A 19,947-nucleotide genomic window follows, 5' to 3' on the forward strand; every position below is an offset into this window, starting at 1 on the left:
TGGGGGCACCTCCCAGTGGTAGCTGGGGGAGTCGCGGCCCCGGCCGTGATCCGCCGGGTACGCCCTAGACCGGTCCCGCCTCCAGGGGCAGTGCCCGTAGCAGCAGGACGGACCGGCCCGGCACCGTGATCGCCGTGCCCGCCGCGTGGGTCACCCCCGGCGCGGCCGTCTGCTCCTCGCTCGCCGTGTCCACCACGACCTCGTACGCGTCCGCCCACGGCCGGCCGGGCAGGACGTAACTCTCCTCGTGGTCCCCTGCGTGCAGGACCACGAGGAAGCTGTCGTCCGTCACCGGCGCGCCCAGCGCGTCGCGGCCCGGGATGTCGCGCCCGGAGAGGTACATCCCGAGCGTGGCCGCCGGCGCGTACCAGTCCCGTTCCGTCATCTCCGTGCCGCGCGCCGTGAACCACGCGAGGTCACGCAGGCCGTCGGCCGAGTGCGCGCGCCCGGAGAAGAACGCGCGCCGGCGCAGCACCGGATGGGCGTGCCGCAGTGCGACGAGCCGCGCGGTGAGGTCGAACAGGGCCCGCCAGCCCGGCTCTTCGAGGAGCGACCAGTCCACCCAGCTGATCGCGTTGTCCTGGCAGTACGCGTTGTTGTTGCCGCGCTGTGTGCGCCCCAGCTCGTCGCCCGCGACCAGCATCGGCACGCCGGTGGACAGCAGCAGTGTCGTCAGCAGGTTCCTCAACTGCCGCCGCCGCAGGGCGAGTACATCCTCGTCGGCCGTCTCGCCCTCGGCGCCGCAGTTCCAGGAGCGGTTGTCGTCGGAGCCGTCCCGGTTGCCCTCGCCGTTGGCCTCGTTGTGCTTGTGCTCGTAACTCACCAGGTCGCGCAGCGTGAAACCGTCGTGGGCGGTGACGAAGTTGACCGACGCGTACGGGCGCCGGCCGCCCCACGCGTACAGGTCGCTCGACCCCGACAGGCGGTAGCCCAGGTCCCGCACGTCCGGCAGGGCGCCGCGCCAGAAGTCCCGCACGGCGCCCCGGTAGCGGTCGTTCCACTCCGTCCACAGGGGTGGGAACGCGCCGACCTGATAGCCGCCCGAACCCACGTCCCAGGGCTCCGCGATCAGCTTCACGCGCCGCAGGACCGGATCCTGTGCGATCACCGCGAGGAACGGCGACAGCATGTCCACGTCGTGCATCGAGCGGGCGAGCGCCGCCGCCAGATCGAAACGGAAGCCGTCCACGCCCATCTCCGTCACCCAGTAGCGCAGGGAGTCGGTGATGAGCCGGAGCACGTGCGGCTGCACCACGTGCAGGGTGTTGCCGCAGCCGGTGTAGTCCGCGTAGCGGCGGGCGTCGCCCTGGAGGCGGTAGTAGCCGCGGTTGTCGATGCCCTTCAGGGACAGCGTCGGGCCGAGCTCGCCCGCCTCCGCCGTGTGGTTGTAGACCACGTCGAGGATGACCTCGATCCCGGCCTCGTGCAGCGCCCGCACCATCCGCCGGAACTCGCCGACCTGCTGCCCGCCCGTCCCCGACGCCGCGTACGCCGCGTGCGGGGCGAAGTAGCCGACGGAGTTGTAGCCCCAGTAGTTGCGCAGGCCACGGCGCAGCAGATGGTCCTCGTGCGCGAACTGGTGCACCGGCAGCAGCTCGACCGCCGTCACGCCCAGCTTCACCAGGTGCTCCACGGCCGCCGGATGCGCGAGCCCCGCGTACGTCCCGCGCAGTTCCTCCGGGATCCCCGGATGCAGCGCGGTGAAGCCCTTCACATGCAGCTCGTAGATCACCGAGTCCGCCCACGGCGTCTTCGGCCGGCGGTCGTCGCACCACTCGTCGTCGGGCGCGTCGTCGTGGACGACCACCCCCTTGGGGACGAACGGCGCCGAGTCCCGGCCGTCGCGCACGGTGTCGGCGACATGCTGCTCGGGCCAGTCCCGCACATGCCCGTACACCTCGGGCGGCAGTCCGCACGAGGAGTAGTCGCCGTCCACGGCCCGCGCGTACGGGTCGAGGAGCAGCTTCGCCGGGTTCCAGCGGGCCCCCGTCCACGGGTCCCAGCGGCCGTGCACCCGGAACCCGTACCGCTGCCCCGGCAGCACGTCCGGGACGAAGCCGTGCCAGATCTCGTGCGTCAGCTCGGTCAGCGGGGCGCGCCGCTCGCGGCCCGCCTCGTCGAAGAGGCACAGCTCGACCGACTCCGCGCCGCCCGCCCAGAGCGCGAAGTTGGTGCCCGCCGTGCCGTCGGGGCCGACCCGGAACCGCGCGCCCAGCGGCGTCGGGGCGCCCGGCCACACCGGCTCGACGGGCGGCGTCCGGTCCCTCGTGCGCCGGCCGTCCCCGCCTGTCGCGGTGCGGGCCGGCGGCAGCGCCGCGGCCCGCTGTGCCAGGGCTTCCTGTGGTGCCTCCTGCTCGGGTGCGCTCGCCACCTGTCATGCCTCCCGCGGCTCGGTCGGGCCGGCGCCACCGGCAGGGGAAGGGCGCGCGGCGTCCGTCCGCGGCTCCCCGTCGCGTCGTCCTCCCCAGTGTTCTGCCCACCGGTCGGCTCGCACTCACGTTTCCCCGGCGGGGGGACGGTCGTTGGGACGGGCGTGAGAACAGCTGTGAGACGCGCAGGGGCCACGCTGGCCGCCGTACTGACCTGGGCGGCGGTGCTGACCGGAGTCACCGGATGCACCGCCACGGACGAACTGCTCGGCAAGCCGAGGTCCCCCGAGGACACGATCAGGGTCGTCCCGGCCGACGGGAGCAAGGACGTCCGGGCCGACCGCCCGATCGAGGTGAGAGTCCCGGACGGGCGCCTGGAGTCGGTCAAGGTCGTCAAGATCGAGGACGCGCAGGAGATCCCGGTCCCCGGCCGGATCGACGACGACGGGATGCGATGGCGGCCGGCCGGTGAGGGGCGGCTCGCGCTCGCCGCCAAGTACACCGTCGACGCCGTCGCGCTCGACGGGCAGGGCCACCGCTCGGCCCGCCACACCACGTTCACGACGTCCGTCCCGCAGGAGCGGTTCATCGGCTACGTCACGCCGGAGGACCGCTCCACGGTCGGCACCGGAATGATCGTCTCGCTGGAGTTCAACCGGGACATCGACGAGGCGAGGCGCGCCGCCGTCGAGCGCGCCGTCCACATCACGGCGACGCCCGCCGTCGACGTCCGGGCGCACTGGTTCGGCAGATCCCGCCTCGACTTCCGGCCGCGCACCTACTGGAAGCCCGGCACGAAGGTCACCGTCGCCCTGCGGCTGCGCGACGTGGAGGCGGCCCCCGGCGTGTACGGGATGCAGAACCGGACGTTCGGGTTCACCGTCGGCCGCAGCCAGGTCAGCCTGGTCGACGCGGCCGAACACACCATGCAGGTACGCCGCGACGGCGAACTCCTCGACACCCTCCCCATCACGGCGGGGAAGCCCGGCAACACGACGTACAACGGCAAGATGGTCGTCAGCGAGATGCTCGAAGTGACCCGCATGAACAGCCGCACCGTCGGGCTCGGCGGCGAGTACGACATCCCCGACGTGCCGCACGCGATCCGGCTGACGACGTCGGGCACGTTCCTGCACGGCAACTACTGGGCGGACGACGCCTTCGGCAACCGCAACGAGAGCCACGGGTGCGTGGGCCTTCGCGATGTGAAGGGCGGCAGTTCGGCGACGCCCGCGGGCTGGTTCTTCGACCGCACGCTCATCGGCGACGTCGTCGAAGTCGTCCACAGCAAGGACAAGACCGTCGCCCCCGACAACGGTCTCGGCGGCTGGAACATGAGCTGGAAGGAGTGGACGGCGGGCTCGGCCGTGCGCTGAGCCGGCGCCCGGTCGGCGCCCGGCCGGCGGACCGCGCCACGGCCGGTTCCTGAGCGTCCAGTTGGGACTGAACGGTGACATACGTGGGGATCCATAACCGCAGGTCGTGTGGTTATCTGTCGCTGTGCGCGCTAGGACGCGCTGGGGTGCGGGCCTGACCGGCCGTGCGCGAGGGGAGAACAAGATCTTGAACGGGCGACGACCGATATCGGGGGCCCTGCTGGGGGCCGCTCTGCTACTGGTCACCGCGTGCGGCGGAGGGGGCGGCTCCGGTGCGGGGAACGACGGGAAGGGCGGCGACTCGGGCAAGGCGGACACCAACAAGCCGTCCCAGGCCGTCGTCACGGTCTCCCCGAAGGACGGCACGGACGGCGTGGCCACCAGCGGGGACCTGCGGATCACCGCGGACAAGGGCAAGTTGACCGAGGTGAAGGTCGCCGACACCAAGGGCAACCCGGTCGAGGGGAAGATCGTGGACGGTGGTGCCGGCTGGACGCCCGCCCACCACCTGGCCGCCTCCACGAAGTACAAGGTGCACGCGGTCGCCAAGGACGCGGCGGGCCGTGCGTCGGCGAAGGACGTCGCCTTCACGACGCTGGTCCCGAAGAACACGTTCATCGGCCAGTTCACTCCGGAGGACGGCTCGAAGGTCGGCGTGGGCATGCCGTTCTCGGTCCACTTCACTCGGGGCATCACGCACCCGGAGGACGTGGAGAAGGCCATCGAGATCAAGACGGAGCCGTCCGTGCCGGTGGAGGGCCACTGGTTCGGCAACGACCGCCTCGACTTCCGCCCCGAGAAGTACTGGGCCGCGGGCACCGAGGTGACCGTCAGGCTCAACCTCGACGGCGTCGAGGGCCGGCCGGGCGTCTACGGCAAGCAGGCCAAGACCGTGAAGTTCACGATCGGCCGCAGCCAGGTCTCCACGGTCGACGCCAAGACGCACATGATGACCGTCAAGCGGGACGGCAAGACCGTCAAGAAGCTCCCGATCACCACGGGCAAGCCGGGCTACTCCACGTGGAACGGCCAGATGGTCATCAGCGAGAAGCTCGCCGTGACCCGGATGAACGGGGAGACGGTCGGCTACGGCGGCGAGTACGACATCAAGGACGTGCCGCACGCGATGCGCCTGACGACGTCCGGCACCTTCATACACGGCAACTACTGGGGCGGCGGCGCCTTCGGCAACTACAACGCCAGCCACGGCTGCGTGGGCCTGCGCGACGTACGCGGTGGCTACGACAGCAAGGTGCCGGCGGCCTGGTTCTTCAACAGCTCGATGATCGGTGACGTCGTCGAGGTGAAGAACTCGCATGACCGGACGGTGGCCCCGGACAACGGCTTCAACGGCTGGAACATGTCCTGGGAGAAGTGGAAGGCCTGACCTTCTTCCGTAAAGAAGAGGCCCGGTGCACTGTGACCAAGTGCACCGGGCCTCTTCCGTTAACCGGCACTAACCTGCTGTCCATGACTGCCTACCTCGAAGTCGCCGAAGGCGTCGGCACGATCCGGCTCGACCGGCCGCCGATGAACGCGCTGGACATCGCCACGCAGGACCGCATCAAGGAGCTCGCCGAGGAGGCCTCGCGGCGCGACGACGTGCGCGCCGTCGTCGTCCGGGGCGGCGACAAGGCGTTCGCCGCCGGTGCGGACATCAAGGAGATGCAGGTCATGGACCACGCGGCCATGATCGTGCGGTCCCGCGCCCTGCAGGACTCCTTCACGGCCGTCGCGCGCATCCCCAAGCCGGTCGTCGCCGCGGTCACCGGCTACGCGCTCGGCGGCGGCTGTGAACTCGCCCTGTGCGCCGACTTCCGGATCGCCGCGGACAACGCGAAGCTCGGCCAGCCGGAGATCCTGCTCGGCCTGATCCCGGGTGCGGGCGGCACCCAGCGCCTGGCGCGCCTCGTCGGCCCCTCCAAGGCGAAGGACCTCATCTTCACGGGCCGTCAGGTGAAGGCCGAAGAGGCCCTCGCCATCGGCCTGGTGGACCGTGTGGTGCCCGCCGCCGAGGTCTACGAGCAGGCGCACGCCTGGGCCGCGAAGCTGGCGCAGGGGCCGGCGCTCGCGCTGCGCGCCGCGAAGGAGTCCATCGACGTGGGCCTGGAGACGGACATCGACACCGGTCTCGCCGTCGAGCGGAACTGGTTCGCGGGCCTGTTCGCCACCGAGGACCGCGAGCGCGGGATGCGGAGCTTCGTCGAGGAGGGCCCGGGCAAGGCGAAGTTCCTCTGACTCGCCCTAACTTCCCCTGATCCGCTTGCAGTTGACGGGCCGTCTCGCCCGTTGTCCCTCGTTGGGGCGGATTATCGCAGCCTTAAGAGAACCTTAAGCCCGTATGGCCCCTCGCGGCCCGTGATCCGCCCCGGCCGGGTCGTCCTCGCAGGTCAGATGGTGCGCGGTCGGGGACTATCTGCCAACGGCATATGCCAATCCGTCCCCCCGGAATGGAAGCTTCCGGGGGGCTTATTCGGCGGGAACGGCCCCGCAACCCGCTCTGGGCAGCCATGATGGGTGCATGGCGGGGCTGGAGGGTATCGAACAGCCGCGGAGGCACGGGAGTGCGACCGCGGCGCGCTGGTCGCCTGCGGTCGAGGACGAACGGGCTCTGAAAGCGCTGGAGTTGTTCGGCAATCCGACCGAGGCGGAGGTGCCACTGCCGTCGCGGCCCGAGTCGGCGGCGACCGCGCGCAGGCTCGCCCAGGTGGTCGTGCTGCGGCACTGGGGGCTCTCGCCCAAGATGACCGAGGACGCCGTGCTGCTCGTCTCCGAGCTCGTCGGGAACGCGGTGCGGCACACGGGGGCCAGGGTCTTCGGGTTACGCATGGTGCGCAGGCGCGGCTGGATCAGGGTCGAGGTGCGGGACCCCTCGCGCGGCCTCCCCTGTCTGATGCCCGTCCACGAGCTCGACGTCAGCGGGCGCGGTCTCTTCCTCGTCGACAAGCTGTCCGACCGCTGGGGCGTGGACCTGCTGCCGCGCGGCAAGACCACCTGGTTCGAGATGCGGGTCGCCGACCGCTGAGCCGAAGCCGCTCTGGCGGGGTGCGTGAAAAGCGGTACACGAAAGCCCCCGTTCTCGCCGTTGTGGGGCGCCGCGGGGGCTTCCGTGGAGCGCCGCGGAAGGTGGGGGGTGTTATCCACGGCGACTGTTGACGACCGAGCCCGGGTCAATGGGGGTCGTGCAACCGACTATGGCAGACCGCCGCCCCCAAGGCCAAATGAATCGTCGGTGATGTGACCCACGGGCCTGCCAAATGAAGATTTATTACAGGCCCCGTCCAGTATTTGTTAAGACCCTCGGGTCGATAAGCCCCTTTCACGGCTTACCGCCCTTAAATGGGGCGGGTGACCACGACCGATCGCCGCGGAGCCCTCCGCTTCGGCGCCGGACTCACCGCCGCCGCCCTGACCACCGGCTGCTCCACCACCGCCCACGACCCGGTGGCCGCCGGGCACTCCGCGCGCCCGGCCGACCCCGCCCGCGCAGCACCCCCGGCCCCCGCGCCCCGCGCCTTCCCCGGCCTGCCCGCTCAGATCGCCCACGGCCCCCGCGACCGGCCCCGCGTCGCCCTCACCTTCCATGGACAGGGCGACCCGGCCATCGCGTACGCGGTGCTCAAGGAAGCCGAGAAGGCGCACGCCAAGGTGACCGTCCTCGCGGTCGGCACCTGGCTCGACGAGCACCCCGCCGTCGCCCGCCGCATCCTCGACGGCGGCCACGACCTGGGCAACCACACCCTCCACCACCGCGACATCGACGCGATGTCCGAGGCCGAGGCGCACGCGGAGATCGCCGGCTGCGCCGACCGGCTGCACCGGCTCACCGGATCCATCGGCACCTGGTTCCGGCCCTCCCGCACCCCGCACGCGACCCCGCTCGTCGAGCGCGTGGCCCGCTCGGTCGGCTACCCGCACGTCCTCTCGTACGACGTCGACTCCCTCGACTTCACCTCGCCGGGCGCCGCCGCGGTGACCCGCAAGGTCACCTCGGAGATCCGTGACGGCTCGGTCGTGAGCCTGCACTTCGGTTACGCGGGCACGGTCGCCGCGCTCCCCGCCCTCCTGGAAGACCTCGACCGCCGCGGCCTGACCGCGGTGACCACCACGGAGCTGCTGACATGACACCGCGCCGCACCCGCATCACCGCAAGCCTGATCGCCGCCGCCACCGCCCTCGCCGCTCTCGCGGGCTGCAGCAGCGACTCCAAGGACCGGGCCACCGAGGCGCTCGGCACGCACGGGGCCGCGAAGCCGGCCAAGCCGAAGCCGGCCGTGCAGGGCCTGCCCGGCATGCCGCCGGTCCTCGACCCGAAGGACGTCTACGCGGCCGACCGGCCGAACCAACTGTCCCCGGTCGTCAAGGACTTCCCGTCCCGCGTCTACGTCCCCAACACCGAGTCCGACACCGTCTCCGTCATCGACCCCAAGACCTTCAAGGTCATCGACACGATCCCGGTCGGCCGCCAGCCGCAGCACGTCGTGCCGTCCTGGGACATGAAGACGCTGTGGGTCAACGACGACAAGGGCAACACGCTCACCCCGATCGACCCGAAGACCGGCAAGGCCGGCAAGCGGGTGGACGTCCACGACCCGTACAACCTCTACTTCACGCCCGACGGCAAGTACGCGATCGTGATGGCCTCGCTCGACCGTGAGCTGGTGTTCCGGGACGCGCACACCATGAAGCGGGTCAAGACCGAGCCCGTCAGCTGCTACGGCGTCAACCACGCCGACTTCTCCGCCGACGGACGGTACTTCATCGTCTCCTGCGAGTTCAGCGGCGAACTCCTCAAGGTCGACACGGCGAAGATGAAGGTCGTCGACCAGCAGAAACTGCCGTTCAAGGGCGCCATGCCGCAGGACGTCAAGATCTCCCCGGACGGCAAGACCTTCTACATCGCCGACATGGTGGCCGACGGCATGTGGGTCCTGAACGGCGACAAGTTCACCACCCCCACCCTCCTGCCCACCGGCAAGGGCGCCCACGGCCTCTATGTCAGCCGCGACTCCCGCGAGATGTACATCTCCAACCGCGGCGAAGGCACCATCTCCATCTTCGACTTCACCCGGAACCGGCTCACCAAGAAGTGGAGGCTGCCCCACGGCGGCAGCCCCGACATGGGCGGCGTCTCCGCCGACGGCAAGACCCTGTGGCTGTCCGGCCGCTACAACGCCGAGGTGTACGCCATCGACACCCGCACCGGCGAGCAGATCGCCCGCATCCCCGTCGGCAACGGCCCGCACGGCCTCGCCGTGTACCCGCAGCCCGGCCGCTACTCCCTCGGCCACACCGGCATCTTCCGCTAGCCGCTCACGCGGGCGCTCACTCGGGCGCGACGAACAGGGCCTCCGCGCCCACGGGACGGTAACCCGCCGCCTGGAACGCCCGCACACTGCGGGCGTTCCCCGGCGACTGCTGTGCCCACACCGGCTCGCCGCCCGGCACCAGATGCCGGGCCGCCACCGCGAGCAGCCGGCCGAGGCCCCGGTGGCGCGCCTCCTCGTCCACCTCGACCGCCGTCTCCCAGCGGCCCGCGACCCCGCGCCCCAGGACGACCACGCCGCCGTCCGCCGCCCACACCCGCACGTCGTCGCGGCGCCCCCGCGCCCGCGTCACCCGCGGATGGTCCGGGTCCGTGAGCTCCTTCAGCGCCACCGGCGGCTCGCCCGCCAGCGCCGGAGCCACCGTCAGCAGGTCCGTCGTGTCGTGCCGGCGCCCCGTCCGGTCCATGAGTGCGGCCAGGAACCGCGGATTCATCGTCGCCGCCAGCGGATCGCAGTCCAGGGCGCCAAGGGTCTCGTACACCCACCGCGGGTCCTCGTCCGTGAACACCACCGAGTGTGCGGTGAGGGCAAGCACGCCCGCGTCCCGCCGATCCGCCTGCGGCACCACCGTCGTGCCCCCGTCCGGCGGCGGGAAGACCCCGCGCGCGGCCCCGTCCAGAATGTCCCGCAGAGTGCCCGGCATGACGTTCCCCCTCGGCTCGCTTGAGTCTCCACCCACTGGAAGGCCCAGACTCCCTCACATGATCGATGACGGCCCGCGGCTGCTCACCATCGGGCAGCTGTCCCGACGCACCGGCCTGTCGGTGCGCACCATCCGCTACTGGTCCGACATGGGCGCCCTGCCACCCGTGGGACGCAGCTCGGGCGGCTACCGACTGTACGACGCACAGTCCCTCGCCCGGCTCGAACTCATCCGCACCCTGCGGGAGTTGGGCCTGGGCCTGGACGACGTACGCCGTGTGGTGGACGGGGAGTCGGACATCGCGTCGGTGGCCGCCGCGCACGTGTCGGCCCTCGACGCGCAGATCCGGGCGCTGCGGCTGAACCGGGCCGTCCTGTCGACCGTCGCGAAGAGGAAATCGAGCGCAGAGGAGATGGGCCTGATGAACAAGCTGGCACGGCTGAGCGCGGCCGAGCGCAAGCACATCATCGACGACTTCATGGAGGAGACCTTCGGCGGCCTGGACGCCGCCGACCCCGACATCCGCAACCGCATCCGGGTCATGGTCCCCGACCTGCCGGACGACCCGACGGCCGGACAGGTCGACGCCTGGGTCGAGCTCGCCGAACTGATGCAGAACCCGGAGTTCCGGGCACACATGCGCAGCATGATCGAGTTCAACGTCGCCGACCGCGGCCCCGGTGTGCCGGCCGGCAGCTCCCTGTGGTTCATGAGCCGCCTGGTGCAGCTCGCCGGCGAGGCCCTGCAGGGCGGCGTCGCCCCCGAGTCGCCCGAGGCGGAGGAGGTGCTGCGCGGCCTGCTCGGCGGCGACGCGGACCTGGCTGCCGTACTGCAGCGCATGGAGGCCGCGGCCAATGAGGACGTGGCCCGGTTCCGCGACCTGGTGTCCCTGGTGCGGGGCCTGGAGACGCTGCCCCGGCACGAGGAGGAGTTCGCGTGGGTGGTCGCCGCACTGCGCGCCCGGACCGGCGGATAACCTGACCCCCGTCAGTGTTACAGCAAGAAGGGGTGGACCCGGTGGCGGACATCGAGGAAGCACGCAAGGCGTTCCAGCGGTTCGACGCGGACGGCGACGGCTTCATCACGGCGGCCGAGTACAAGAGCGCGATGGCGCAGATGGGCGACTTCAACGTCACCGAGTCGGTGGCCGAGGCCCTCATCGCCCGGCAGGACGCCAACGGCGACAAGGTCCTCTCGTTCGACGAGTTCTGGGCGAACCTGAACAAGGCCTGAGCGCTGAGACCCCGGCTGCTCGAGGGGGCGCCCACCGGAATCCCGGCGGGCGCCCCCTCGACGTCGTGCCCGCCCCTGACGACCCGAATGGCCGGTGGGCCGGAATAGGGTCACCGGAGTGCCGGTTGAGCGCCGTGTCACCCCGCACGCACCTCCGGAAGGGCACGACATGAAGATCGGCATCATCGGCGCCGGCAACATCGGCGGCAATCTCACCCGGCGTTTCACCGCGGCCGGCCACGACGTGTCGGTGGCCAACTCGCGCGGCCCCGAGACCCTGCGCGCCCTCGCCGAGGAGACGGGCGCCACGCCGGTGACCGTCGCCGAGGCCGCCCGCGGCGCCGACGTCGTCGTGATCACCATCCCCATGAAGGCCGTCCCCGGCCTCCCGGACGGACTCCTCGACGACGCGCCCGAGGGCGTCACCGTCATCGACACCGGCAACTACTACCCGCAGCAGCGCGACGGCCGCATCGCCGCCATCGAGGAGGGCCTGCCCGAGAGCCGCTGGACCGAGCTCCAGATCGGCCACCCCGTCGTCAAGGTCTTCAACGGCACCTACGCCCACGACCTCCTCGACAGGCCGCGCCCGCAGGGCGACCCCGAGCGCATCGCCCTGCCCGTCGCGGGCGACGACGAGACGGCCAAGGCCGTCGTACGCGGCCTGCTCGACGAGATCGGCTTCGACTCCGTGGACACGGGCGGCCTCGACGAGTCCTGGCGCCAGCAGCCCGGCACCCCCGTCTACGGCCTCGCGGCGAACGCGGACACCGTCCGCAAGGCCCTCTCCGAGGCGTCCCCGACGCGCACGGCGGAGTGGCGCGCCTGAACCACCCTGCCGCGAGAGCGCGTTACGGGGTGGCCCAGTCCCGCAGCGCGCTCTCGCTCGTGAACGCGGCGACGTCCTTGTCGAGCGGGCTGTCCGTGTACTGGTGGAAACGCCACTTCGCCTGGATACGCGGATGGCCCGCCGTCACGTAGTCGGCGATCCAGAGCCCGTCGCCCGCGTACGACGTCGTGTCCACGTTCAGCCAGAAATTCCTGTTCGTGTAGAGCAGGACCCGGTGGTGCGGGCGCAGGCGCTTCACCTCCTGGATGAAGTGGTCCTTGTCCGCATTGCTCGCGTGCGTCCCGTCCCCGGTCGTCTCCCAGTCCACGGCCAGCAAGTCCCCTGCTTTCTCAGGGGCCTTGCTCACGAAGTACTCGGCCTGCGCCGTGATGTTCCCCGGCCACAGGAAGTGGTAGAAACCGACGACGCAGCCGCCGTTCCGTGCCAGTTTCGTCTGGCTCGCGAGATGGGGATTGACGTAACTGCGGCCCTCCGTCGCCTTGATGAAGACGAACGACAGACCGTCCGTGTGGAACGTGGACTGGTACGAGCTGACATCGATGCCGCGCAGCATGACTGGCCTCCTGGTCGGTGGGGCGACGGGACCGGATCTCCATCGTCCCTGATCCGCGCTCGTTCCGGGTGCGCCTTGGCGAAGGTCGCAATCTTGGGACACGTTTTACGCGACCGTGTGCAACTACGTCTGCCGGTGCCGGGGTCTGACACTGAGCCGGGCCCCGACCAGGGGTGCCAGCGACGGAGAGTGGGGGAAAGCCGTGGGACGGCGCAAGGTTGGCGGTATAGGGATCGCGCTCGTGACGGTCGCGGTGCTCGTGGGGACGAGCGCCTGCGGCAGCGGCAGTGGCAGCGACAAGGCGGGCGCGGACGACGGGAAAGGGGCGGGGAAGGCGACCGCGAGCGCCTCGCCCTCGCCCACGAAGCCCAAGGGCCCGCCGATGCTGCTCGAGACGATCACACCGCTGAGCGGGGCCACGGTCGGCGTCGCGATGCCGGTCTCGGTGGTCTTCACCGACCCGGTCGCCGAGAAGGCACGGGCCTCGGTCGAGAAGCACATGAAGGTGAGCGCCTCGCAGCCGGTGGCCGGCGCCTGGCACTGGTTCGGCGACAAGCGCGCCGACTGGCGGCCCAAGAAGTACTGGCCCTCCGGTACGAAGGTGAAGGTCGTCGCCGACATGGAGGGCGTCAGCAACGGCAACGGCCGCTACGGCACGCACAGTTACACCCACACCTTCAAGGTCGGTGACGACGTGCGCGCGGACGTCTCCGTCTCCGGCCACACCATGAAGGTCACGAAGAACGGCGCGGCCGTGCGCACCCTGTCCATCAACGCGGGCAGCGCCGAGTACCCCACGTGGAACGGCACGATGGCGGTGATCGACAAGCAGGAGAAGGTCCACATGACGTCCTGCAGCGTCGGCATCAGCTGCAACAAGGGCAGCGCCAACTACTACGACCTGACGCTGCCCTGGGACGTCCACCTCACCCAGTCCGGCACGTACGTCCACTACTCGACCGGTGACCCGAACCCGGGCAGCGGAAGCGCCCGTGGCTCCCACGGCTGCGTCCACCTGTCGCTGTCCGACGCCAAGTGGTTCTACGGCCAGGTCAAGCAGGGCGACCCGGTGACCATCACCGGCTCACCGCGCGCCAAGGCCCCGGCCGACAACGGCTACGCGGCCTTCAATCTGAGCTGGGACCAGTGGCTCGCGGGCAGCGGGTCGGGGGAGGGGACCACGGCGACGCTGTGAGGGGAGCGCGGCGGCTCAGCACTCGATGATGTTCACCGCGAGGCCGCCGCGGGCCGTCTCCTTGTACTTCACGGACATGTCGGCGCCCTGTCGCACTATGCCCTTGACCTGCACGTTCGGGGGTAGCTGAGTGGCCCTGCATGCCAGCAGGGACTTCTCAGGGACTTTCGGCCGCGAGGGGTCCCGCAGCCAGGCATCCATCGCGGCGAGTCCTCGCTGCCCCGCACCGGGCATGAAGTGAGCGTAGTGGTCGAGTGTGACCTTCGGTGTCGAGTGCCCGAGCCACTTGGACAGGCTGACGACCGACTCGCCGGCCTCCAGCTGCACGCTCGCGTAGGTGTGGCGGAGGACGTGGAACATGTCCTCGCGTGGGGCTGCATAGCGCGGGACCCGGCGAATCCGGTCGCCGTCGTGCCGCACCTTCTCGCCCACGGGCTTGATCAGCCCGGCGGCGGCGAGCGCACGCTTCCAGCTGCGGTCGTTCCAGGTGCGGTAGTAGATGCGGTTGCCGTGCGACGAGGTGAGGATCAGGTCGACCGTGATCGGCTTCCGCTGGCGCTCCTCGAGCGCTGTGGTGGGGGCCTCCGGGTTCCGCCAGGGCAACGTGCAGGAAGTCGACGGGAACCGGCGGAAGTGAGCTCGGGCCCGGAGCGCGAGGTTGGCCGGCAGGGGGATCTCGCGGGTCTTGCGCCCCTTGGGGAGCGAGAAGTAGGGACGCCCCTTGATGTCCCACCTGAGCTGGCGGCGGACGTGGACGACTCCAGCCGCGAAGTCGAAGTCCTCTTCGGCGAGACCGAACGCTTCGCCTTGGCGCAGCCCGAGGCCGATGCCGAGATCGACCGCGATCTGGTAGCGGTCTTGCAACTCCGCGCGGACGGCGTCGACGACCTCACGTGACCACGCCTTGGCCTTGCTGTCGATCGCTCGTGGGGGCTTGACGCTGTTCTTCACCTTCATCGGGTTGCGCAGCAGACGCTGATCGTCGACGGCACTGCCGAGGATCGAGGACAGGTGCCCCCAGATCACCTCTGCCGTCGACTCCTCGACCCTCGTGAGCAGTCCTGCCTTGAAGGTCCGTAGAGCGGAGGCGTCGATCTCACGCAGAGCGTAGTCGCCCACCAACGGGATGATGTGGTTCCAGACGCGGCTGCGCATTGAGTCCGCCGTCGAGGGCTCGTCGGAGCGGCCCGCCCACCAGTGCTCGACGATGTAGTCGGCGAGAAGGATCTCCCCCTTGCGGGGGTCGACGAACTCGCCACGGCTGGAGTCCGTCTTGGCGCTGGCGAGCCACTGCTTCGCGTCCTCGCTCGTGTGGAACGACCGGTCCTGGATGCCGGGAATCCGCTTGACCCGGTAGCGCTTCCCGGTGCCGTAGATCGCGGTCCGTTCCCGCTTCCCCGTCAGCTTGTCGGGGCGCTTCTTCAGCCATCGGTCCTCTATGTAGCCCGCCATTACGGTGTCCTCCAGTGGTGCGTGATCACGAGTTGGTCGGTGCTAACGCGGTCTGAGGCACGTTCCAATCCCCGTTCGGAGGGTCTCTTCTCGAGGGAGGACGGATGCACAAGTCACTGCGCTACTTCGCGGCCTCCGGGCGCCGTTGCGGTTTCCGGTTCAGCGGGTCAAGGGTGCGGTTGGAGCGGGAGTCCGCTCGTTCCTGATCACAGACCCACTCGTCGAGCGCCGAGATCCGGTACATCACGCGCCGCCCCATGCGGAAGCTGGGAGGCCCCTGTCGGCGGTGTCGCCAGACGTACAACGTGTTGGGTGAGATACCGAGGTACTCAGCAGCTCGGGGGAGGGTCAAGAAGGCGGTGTGGGATGCTCCGCGCGGCTCCGGCATGCGTCGACTCCTGTCGTGTGTGGGGCGATGACAGGATGAGATTCCGGAGAAATGGCGAGTTGGGCGAACCGGATTCTTGAGATAGAAGGCGTCAGTCGAGGTCCGCATCGCCAGCACGCATCCGAGGACTGACGGGCGACGAGCTACTGGCCTTACCGGCTGTGTTCGATGCCGGCATCTCGGACAGAGCGCTGATGATAGGGCGGTCCACTGGGTGCGCACTCGCCAAGCAGGGTGTGAGTGCCCGGTCAAGGTGCTGCGCTCCGGCAACACCTACAGAGTGGTCGCGGCGGACCTGCTGCGCCTTCACAGTGATGTCGAAGCGGCGCTCCTTTCGCGGGACCGCGGTGTGCTTCAGAAGCGACCGGTGCGGAAAGTGAGTTTGGCCGGTCTCCGCCGGCTACCACCCGCCGACCTGCCGCCGGCACCGGGTGACGCCGGAACCGCGATCGGCGCCGCCCTCGCCGTGCACGTCGACCGGCGCAACCCTCGCCCAGTCGTCGGCATCGCCCGCACCTGTTACCTCGGCCCCTCCTACGAGGACCAGGCCCTCGACCTGACTCCCTGGCCCGGCCTCCACCAGAAGACCCTGGGCATCGAGACCGCCGAGTTCCTCGCCGACCAGTTGGCTCACGGCATGATCGCCGGCCTGTTCCAAGGGGCTGTCGAGGCCGGGCCGCGCGCTCTGGGCAACCGCTCGATCCTCGCCTCCCCGCTGGAGCCCGGCGTCGTGGAGCGCCTGAACGTCACCGTGAAGTTCCGCGAGCCGTTCCGGCCCTTCGCCCCCGTGGTCCCGGCCGAGCGCGCCGCCGAGTTCTTCACGCTCGGCCAGCCGGCGCCGTACATGTCCATGGCCTCCGGGGTGACAGACCTGACGCGCGAGCGGGTGCCAGCCATCGTGCACGCCAACGGCACCTCCCGCCTGCAGACCGTCACCCGGTCGCAGAACCCGTTCATGCACGCGGTGCTGACCGCCTTCGGCCGCCGGACCGGCGTACCCGTGCTGATCAACACCTCCCTCAACGTCAAGGGCAAGCCGATCTGCGGGACGCCCGAGATGGCCCTGGGCTGCCTGGCCAACTCCGGCCTCGATGCCCTGCTCCTCGAAGGGCGGTGGATCACCAAATGAAGATCGGATACAGCTTCTGGGGCTTCCTCGGCAACGGCGTCACCGACACCCCCGACGGAGGCCGCAGCCACCGCCGCCCCTTCATCGACGCCCTCCTTGCCCGCGGTCACGAGATCGTCTTCCTCCAGCCCGACCGCGACCGCCTCGAAGCCGACGACGACCTCGGCGGCGCTTACACCTTCGACGACGGCCTGCCCGGAATCGACGCCCTGTTCCTGGAGTGGCGCTGGGCCATCCCCGGCCGCAACACCACCGTGTGCGGCAGCGAGGGGCACACCTGCGACCTCCACCGGCAGGCCCAGCTCATCAACCACTACACGGCCCGGTGCCAGACGCCCACCGTCATCTGGGACAAGGACCGCACCCTGCGCGCCGAAAGCGTGTGGCGCCGCACGGCCCACACCCGCGTCTGCGAGGCCGCGCTCGCCCCGACCCTCGGCGCGCACTCGCTGCTCTTCCCCGTCGCCGAGGACCTCCTCGCCCAGGCCGATCCCCTCACCCTCGCGGCGCGGCCCCGGGATCTCGCGCTCGGCTACGTGGGCAACCAGTACGACCGGGACCAGCCCTTCGACCGCTTCTTCGCCCCGGCCGCCGCCCACGTCGAACACCTGATGTTCTCGCGCCAGCCCATCCCCTATCCCAAAGGCGACCGCCCAAAGTACCTGTGCCAAAGGCCGGCGCGCGGCGTCGTGGGAGTGGTCAGGGCACCGGTGGCGCTATGGCGAAGGTAGGTGGCCAGGAGAGGTTGGGTGGGCCGCCCGCCGTGCTGAGCGGCCAACTCAGCGAAGGCGCGCGCCATTTCGTGATGGATCTGCACCGTGTTGGGGACGGCGGCGTCGGCGGCCGGTCAGGGGCGGGTGCCGGGCCTGGTCCGGCAGTCCAGGGCGGCAGGTTCAGCACGGTGAGGGTGTAAGGGGACTTTGTGATCTGGGCTTGTGTGCCGAGGTCGGCGTCCGTCTGCCACAGGTGGATCAGATACTGCAGGCCGGAGGCCGTGCTGGCGGGCGCATCTGGAGGGAGCGCTGGGAATGGCTTCGTAAGTCCGGTCTCATCCGGGGTGACCAGGCGCCCGAGACGGCCGGTGAGGGCATCTGCCACCAGGTCGGGCACAGGGCGCCGGGGCCGGGCGCCGGAGAGCCAGTGGGCCACCGAGGTGCGGTCGTAGGTCAACGACAGGCCCTGCTGGGCCCCGAGTGCGTTGACGGCGCGTGCCAGGGATGCAGATGTCCAGGCCGCTTCGGTCAAAAGCGCGCCCAGGTGCAGGTTGCGGCAACGGTTGGGCATGGCCGCCTCGGTTCGGCAGTGGCGGGGCAGTGCCTGCCGCAGGCGGGTGCGCCGGCGTCCTCGCGCGAAGAGTCGGCGTCTTCGCGCGAAGAGCCTGAACGCCGACTTCCGGTCTGCTCTGGCTCAATGAGCCTTTTCCATCATCGGTCTGAGCTGGTCAGATGCAGGGTGAGGACGGCTTGGACGAGGCTGGTGATCCGGGTGGTGGAACATCGGAGCTTGCGTAGGAGCCTCCAGGACTTGAGGCTGGCAATGGCTTGTTCGACGAGTGCGCGGATCTTGGCGTGCGATCGGTTCCCCGCCTGCTGACCGGTGGAGAGAGTGTGCCTGCGTCCCCAGTCCCGAACCGATCGCCAGCCGCCAGCCGAACGCACTCACGAAACTCTCGCCGCGCATCACTGAGCTACTGCCTGCGGCACACCTTACGACGGCGTACCGCGAGGATCAGGATCTGTCAGCCACTACGACACCACGAGCTGAACCTCAGTCGTTCCACCTTGGTAATGCCGCCCTACACGAGTGTTGGCTCTAGCGATCCCGGAAGTTGCGGCCCTCCTCTCGAACCTGCACACGTGCTGGGCCTTCGTCTGAAGTCCGGTGGATCAATTGCAGCACCTCGTGCTTGAGGCATCCCGCTAGAGGGATCAGCATCCTCCGTAGAGCTTTCTTGGACACTCTATGTATCCCGAATGGACACTCTGCCTCGACGCTGTGGGCAGGGTTTAGTGCTCACCTATGCGTCGCTGGGGTCAGCCATCAGCTGCCAAGAACTAAGGGCAGCTTCCGCTGCCAGAGGGGCGCAACAACACACTGGGTCGCCTAGTGGTCACATACGCCAGAGAACGGGTAACTTGCATGCATATCGGCTTCTTCTCCCCTCGGCCGCTCGGATACTACGGCCTTTTCGATATGTTCAAAGACTCGCAAAATCACACCGTAACCGTATTCACGACAAAGGAAATGCTCGACGGCACCCAGGTTCCCGGTGAACGAATTGTCATAGTGCCTGGCTACAAAATCAACGGAGAGTTGGAGCAAGCCGTGCTGGCTGAGCACGCAGCCAAGCCTTTTGACTATCTTGTAAGCTACGCAGAAGATGATCAACTTCGCGTGGCGGCCTTGCGAGAGCACTTGGGGATTCCAGGGCAGACTTACACCTCAGCCACAGCATACCGGGATAAAGCAGAGATGAATCGGTACTGGGAAGAGAGGGATGTTCCTCATCCTCACCTCGAGCCGATAACCGAGGTGTCAGATCTCATCAACTTCATCGATCGCCACAAGTACCCCGTGGTTGTTAAGCCTCGATTTGGCGTGCGATCAATGTCTATTCATGTGCTTCGCGATGATGCGGACCGTGACCACTTTATCTCGAATTCGTGGGAGCGGCGCACAGACACCATGTCGCCATGGGTCGCGCAGGTCCATGTCACTGGGCGCATAATTCAAGTGGATGGATTGATGCGCCATGGTCAATTGGAGTACGTGTGGCCGACAGAGACCTCTGACCATCTTAAGGTCTACGAGGGTGACGCCTTTCTGATGACCACTATGGCTATTGATGATCCGCTCCGAGTGCCGATTCAACACCTTGTTTCGAGCGCCATTTCAGCACTTCCTTCCCCCGACCACGCAGTCTTCCACGCAGAGTTGTGGCATTGTCCAGATGGCCGTCTTCTCATGGGCGAAATCGCCGCGCGGACAGGAGGGCTGCGCACGATGGATATGGTCGAAGCGGCATTCGGTGTGAACCCGGTGCGCCGAATGTTTCTGGCTCTACTTTCTCCGGATGCAGTAGAAGCAGCGCCACTTCCTGCCACTCCACTTCGGATGGCCGGCGTCATCAGCGTTCCACCCTCTGTGGGTGTCGTGGAAAAGGCCCCTGAAGCGTTCCCGCAGGAACAGTTTCCCGGTGTGATAGATGCTCAGTTGGTCGCGAAGACAGGCGACGAGACTGACTGTATTGCCTCGCCGTATCACTCGGCGGCTCTCGCGCTGGCTGCACGGGCGACCAGGTCGGAACTCATCGAAGAACTCCGTAGGTTCGAATCGTGGTTCCGGTCCGCAGTGAGCTACGGACGTGTCGACACATGATCCCGCAGTCTTAGGTCCGTAAGTCTGCCTGGGAAAGTGCCGCGGGCACAGAAG

At 69.0% G+C, this 19,947-nt stretch carries 18 protein-coding genes and 2 pseudogenes; 13 read left to right on the forward strand and 7 right to left on the reverse strand.

Annotation, left to right across the window (positions count from 1 at the left end):
• Window positions 1-64 precede the first annotated feature (64 nt).
• Complete coding sequence (glgX, locus tag EOT10_RS27710) at window positions 65-2,371, reverse strand: glycogen debranching protein GlgX (protein ID WP_127831068.1); 2,307 nt, start codon at window positions 2,369-2,371, stop codon at window positions 65-67.
• Between the two features lie 174 nt (window positions 2,372-2,545).
• On the opposite strand from glgX, the gene EOT10_RS27715 reads away from it, so the two are divergent.
• The 6 genes from EOT10_RS27715 (at window position 2,546) to EOT10_RS27740 (ending at window position 9,054) form a co-directional block, all read left to right on the forward strand.
• A complete protein-coding gene (locus EOT10_RS27715) occupies window positions 2,546-3,745 on the forward strand; it encodes a L,D-transpeptidase (RefSeq protein ID WP_223281243.1) in 1,200 nt (399 codons plus the stop codon).
• A gap of 187 nt (window positions 3,746-3,932) precedes the next feature.
• Window positions 3,933-5,132, forward strand: coding sequence for a L,D-transpeptidase (locus EOT10_RS27720; protein WP_127831070.1), 1,200 nt, complete (start codon window positions 3,933-3,935; stop codon window positions 5,130-5,132).
• Window positions 5,133-5,215: 83 nt separating this feature from the next.
• Window positions 5,216-5,983 (forward strand): enoyl-CoA hydratase/isomerase family protein, encoded by a 768-nt coding sequence (locus EOT10_RS27725; RefSeq protein WP_127831071.1) that lies wholly within the window; start codon window positions 5,216-5,218, stop codon window positions 5,981-5,983.
• 283 nt (window positions 5,984-6,266) lie between these two features.
• Window positions 6,267-6,770, forward strand: coding sequence for an ATP-binding protein (locus EOT10_RS27730; protein ID WP_189492149.1), 504 nt, complete (start codon window positions 6,267-6,269; stop codon window positions 6,768-6,770).
• A 314-nt stretch (window positions 6,771-7,084) separates the two neighbouring features.
• Window positions 7,085-7,870, forward strand: a complete 786-nt coding sequence (locus EOT10_RS27735) for a polysaccharide deacetylase family protein (protein ID WP_127831073.1) — start codon at window positions 7,085-7,087, stop codon at window positions 7,868-7,870.
• The gene (locus EOT10_RS27740; RefSeq protein ID WP_127831074.1) at window positions 7,867-9,054 is read left to right on the forward strand and encodes a YncE family protein; all 1,188 of its coding nucleotides are present in this window, start codon (window positions 7,867-7,869) and stop codon (window positions 9,052-9,054) included. Before EOT10_RS27735 ends, EOT10_RS27740 begins: the two co-directional genes overlap by 4 nt.
• Before the next feature lie 16 nt (window positions 9,055-9,070).
• On the opposite strand, the gene EOT10_RS27745 is transcribed toward EOT10_RS27740, so the two are convergent.
• Window positions 9,071-9,715, reverse strand: a complete 645-nt coding sequence (locus EOT10_RS27745) for a GNAT family protein (RefSeq protein ID WP_127831075.1) — start codon at window positions 9,713-9,715, stop codon at window positions 9,071-9,073.
• A gap of 58 nt (window positions 9,716-9,773) precedes the next feature.
• On the opposite strand from EOT10_RS27745, the gene EOT10_RS27750 reads away from it, so the two are divergent.
• From EOT10_RS27750 to EOT10_RS27760, 3 genes are all read left to right on the forward strand, one after another.
• Window positions 9,774-10,691: a helix-turn-helix domain-containing protein gene (locus tag EOT10_RS27750; protein WP_127831076.1), complete on the forward strand. Its 918-nt coding sequence runs from the start codon at window positions 9,774-9,776 to the stop codon at window positions 10,689-10,691.
• A 41-nt stretch (window positions 10,692-10,732) separates the two neighbouring features.
• Entirely contained in the window at window positions 10,733-10,948 is a 216-nt protein-coding gene (locus tag EOT10_RS27755; RefSeq protein ID WP_127831077.1) for an EF-hand domain-containing protein, read from the forward strand.
• A 169-nt stretch (window positions 10,949-11,117) separates the two neighbouring features.
• Window positions 11,118-11,777 carry an NADPH-dependent F420 reductase gene (locus tag EOT10_RS27760; protein ID WP_127831078.1) on the forward strand — a complete coding sequence of 220 codons (660 nt, stop codon included), beginning with the start codon at window positions 11,118-11,120 and terminating at the stop codon, window positions 11,775-11,777.
• Window positions 11,778-11,799: 22 nt separating this feature from the next.
• On the opposite strand, the gene EOT10_RS27765 is transcribed toward EOT10_RS27760, so the two are convergent.
• Window positions 11,800-12,351, reverse strand: a complete 552-nt coding sequence (locus tag EOT10_RS27765) for a glycoside hydrolase family 25 protein (protein WP_127831079.1) — start codon at window positions 12,349-12,351, stop codon at window positions 11,800-11,802.
• A gap of 202 nt (window positions 12,352-12,553) precedes the next feature.
• Here EOT10_RS27765 and EOT10_RS27770 point away from each other — a divergent pair, with 202 nt between their 5' ends.
• Window positions 12,554-13,546: a L,D-transpeptidase gene (locus EOT10_RS27770; protein ID WP_127831080.1), complete on the forward strand. Its 993-nt coding sequence runs from the start codon at window positions 12,554-12,556 to the stop codon at window positions 13,544-13,546.
• A 15-nt stretch (window positions 13,547-13,561) separates the two neighbouring features.
• Here the strand turns inward: EOT10_RS27770 and EOT10_RS27775 are convergent, their stop codons facing one another.
• Both EOT10_RS27775 and EOT10_RS27780 read right to left on the reverse strand, forming a co-directional pair.
• Complete coding sequence (locus EOT10_RS27775) at window positions 13,562-14,998, reverse strand: tyrosine-type recombinase/integrase (RefSeq protein WP_127831081.1); 1,437 nt, start codon at window positions 14,996-14,998, stop codon at window positions 13,562-13,564.
• Window positions 14,999-15,119: 121 nt separating this feature from the next.
• The gene (locus tag EOT10_RS27780; protein ID WP_317617365.1) at window positions 15,120-15,494 is read right to left on the reverse strand and encodes a helix-turn-helix transcriptional regulator; all 375 of its coding nucleotides are present in this window, start codon (window positions 15,492-15,494) and stop codon (window positions 15,120-15,122) included.
• Window positions 15,495-15,762: 268 nt separating this feature from the next.
• Between EOT10_RS27780 and EOT10_RS27785 the strand changes: the two genes are divergently transcribed.
• Both EOT10_RS27785 and EOT10_RS27790 read left to right on the forward strand, forming a co-directional pair.
• A complete protein-coding gene (locus EOT10_RS27785; protein WP_223281244.1) occupies window positions 15,763-16,515 on the forward strand; it encodes a carbamoyltransferase C-terminal domain-containing protein in 753 nt (250 codons plus the stop codon).
• A pseudogene (locus EOT10_RS27790) lies at window positions 16,512-17,129 on the forward strand (hypothetical protein); the annotation flags it as partial. The gene EOT10_RS27785 and the pseudogene EOT10_RS27790, both read left to right, overlap by 4 nt.
• An 85-nt stretch (window positions 17,130-17,214) precedes the next feature.
• Here EOT10_RS27790 and EOT10_RS43375 read toward each other — a convergent pair.
• Together EOT10_RS43375 and EOT10_RS27795 are read right to left on the reverse strand one after the other, a co-directional pair.
• Window positions 17,215-17,799, reverse strand: a complete 585-nt coding sequence (locus EOT10_RS43375; protein WP_488803551.1) for an NsdA family TPR-like regulatory protein — start codon at window positions 17,797-17,799, stop codon at window positions 17,215-17,217.
• Window positions 17,800-17,939: 140 nt separating this feature from the next.
• Window positions 17,940-18,170 (reverse strand): annotated as a pseudogene (locus EOT10_RS27795) (transposase family protein); the annotation flags it as partial.
• Window positions 18,171-18,654: 484 nt separating this feature from the next.
• On the opposite strand from EOT10_RS27795, the gene EOT10_RS27800 reads away from it, so the two are divergent.
• On the forward strand, window positions 18,655-19,893 hold the full coding sequence (locus tag EOT10_RS27800; protein ID WP_127831083.1) for an ATP-grasp domain-containing protein: 1,239 nt from the start codon (window positions 18,655-18,657) through the stop codon (window positions 19,891-19,893).
• Window positions 19,894-19,947: the final 54 nt, after the last annotated feature.

The organism is Streptomyces antnestii (assembly GCF_004005495.1).
Taxonomy (GTDB): Bacteria; Actinomycetota; Actinomycetes; order Streptomycetales; family Streptomycetaceae; genus Streptomyces; species Streptomyces antnestii.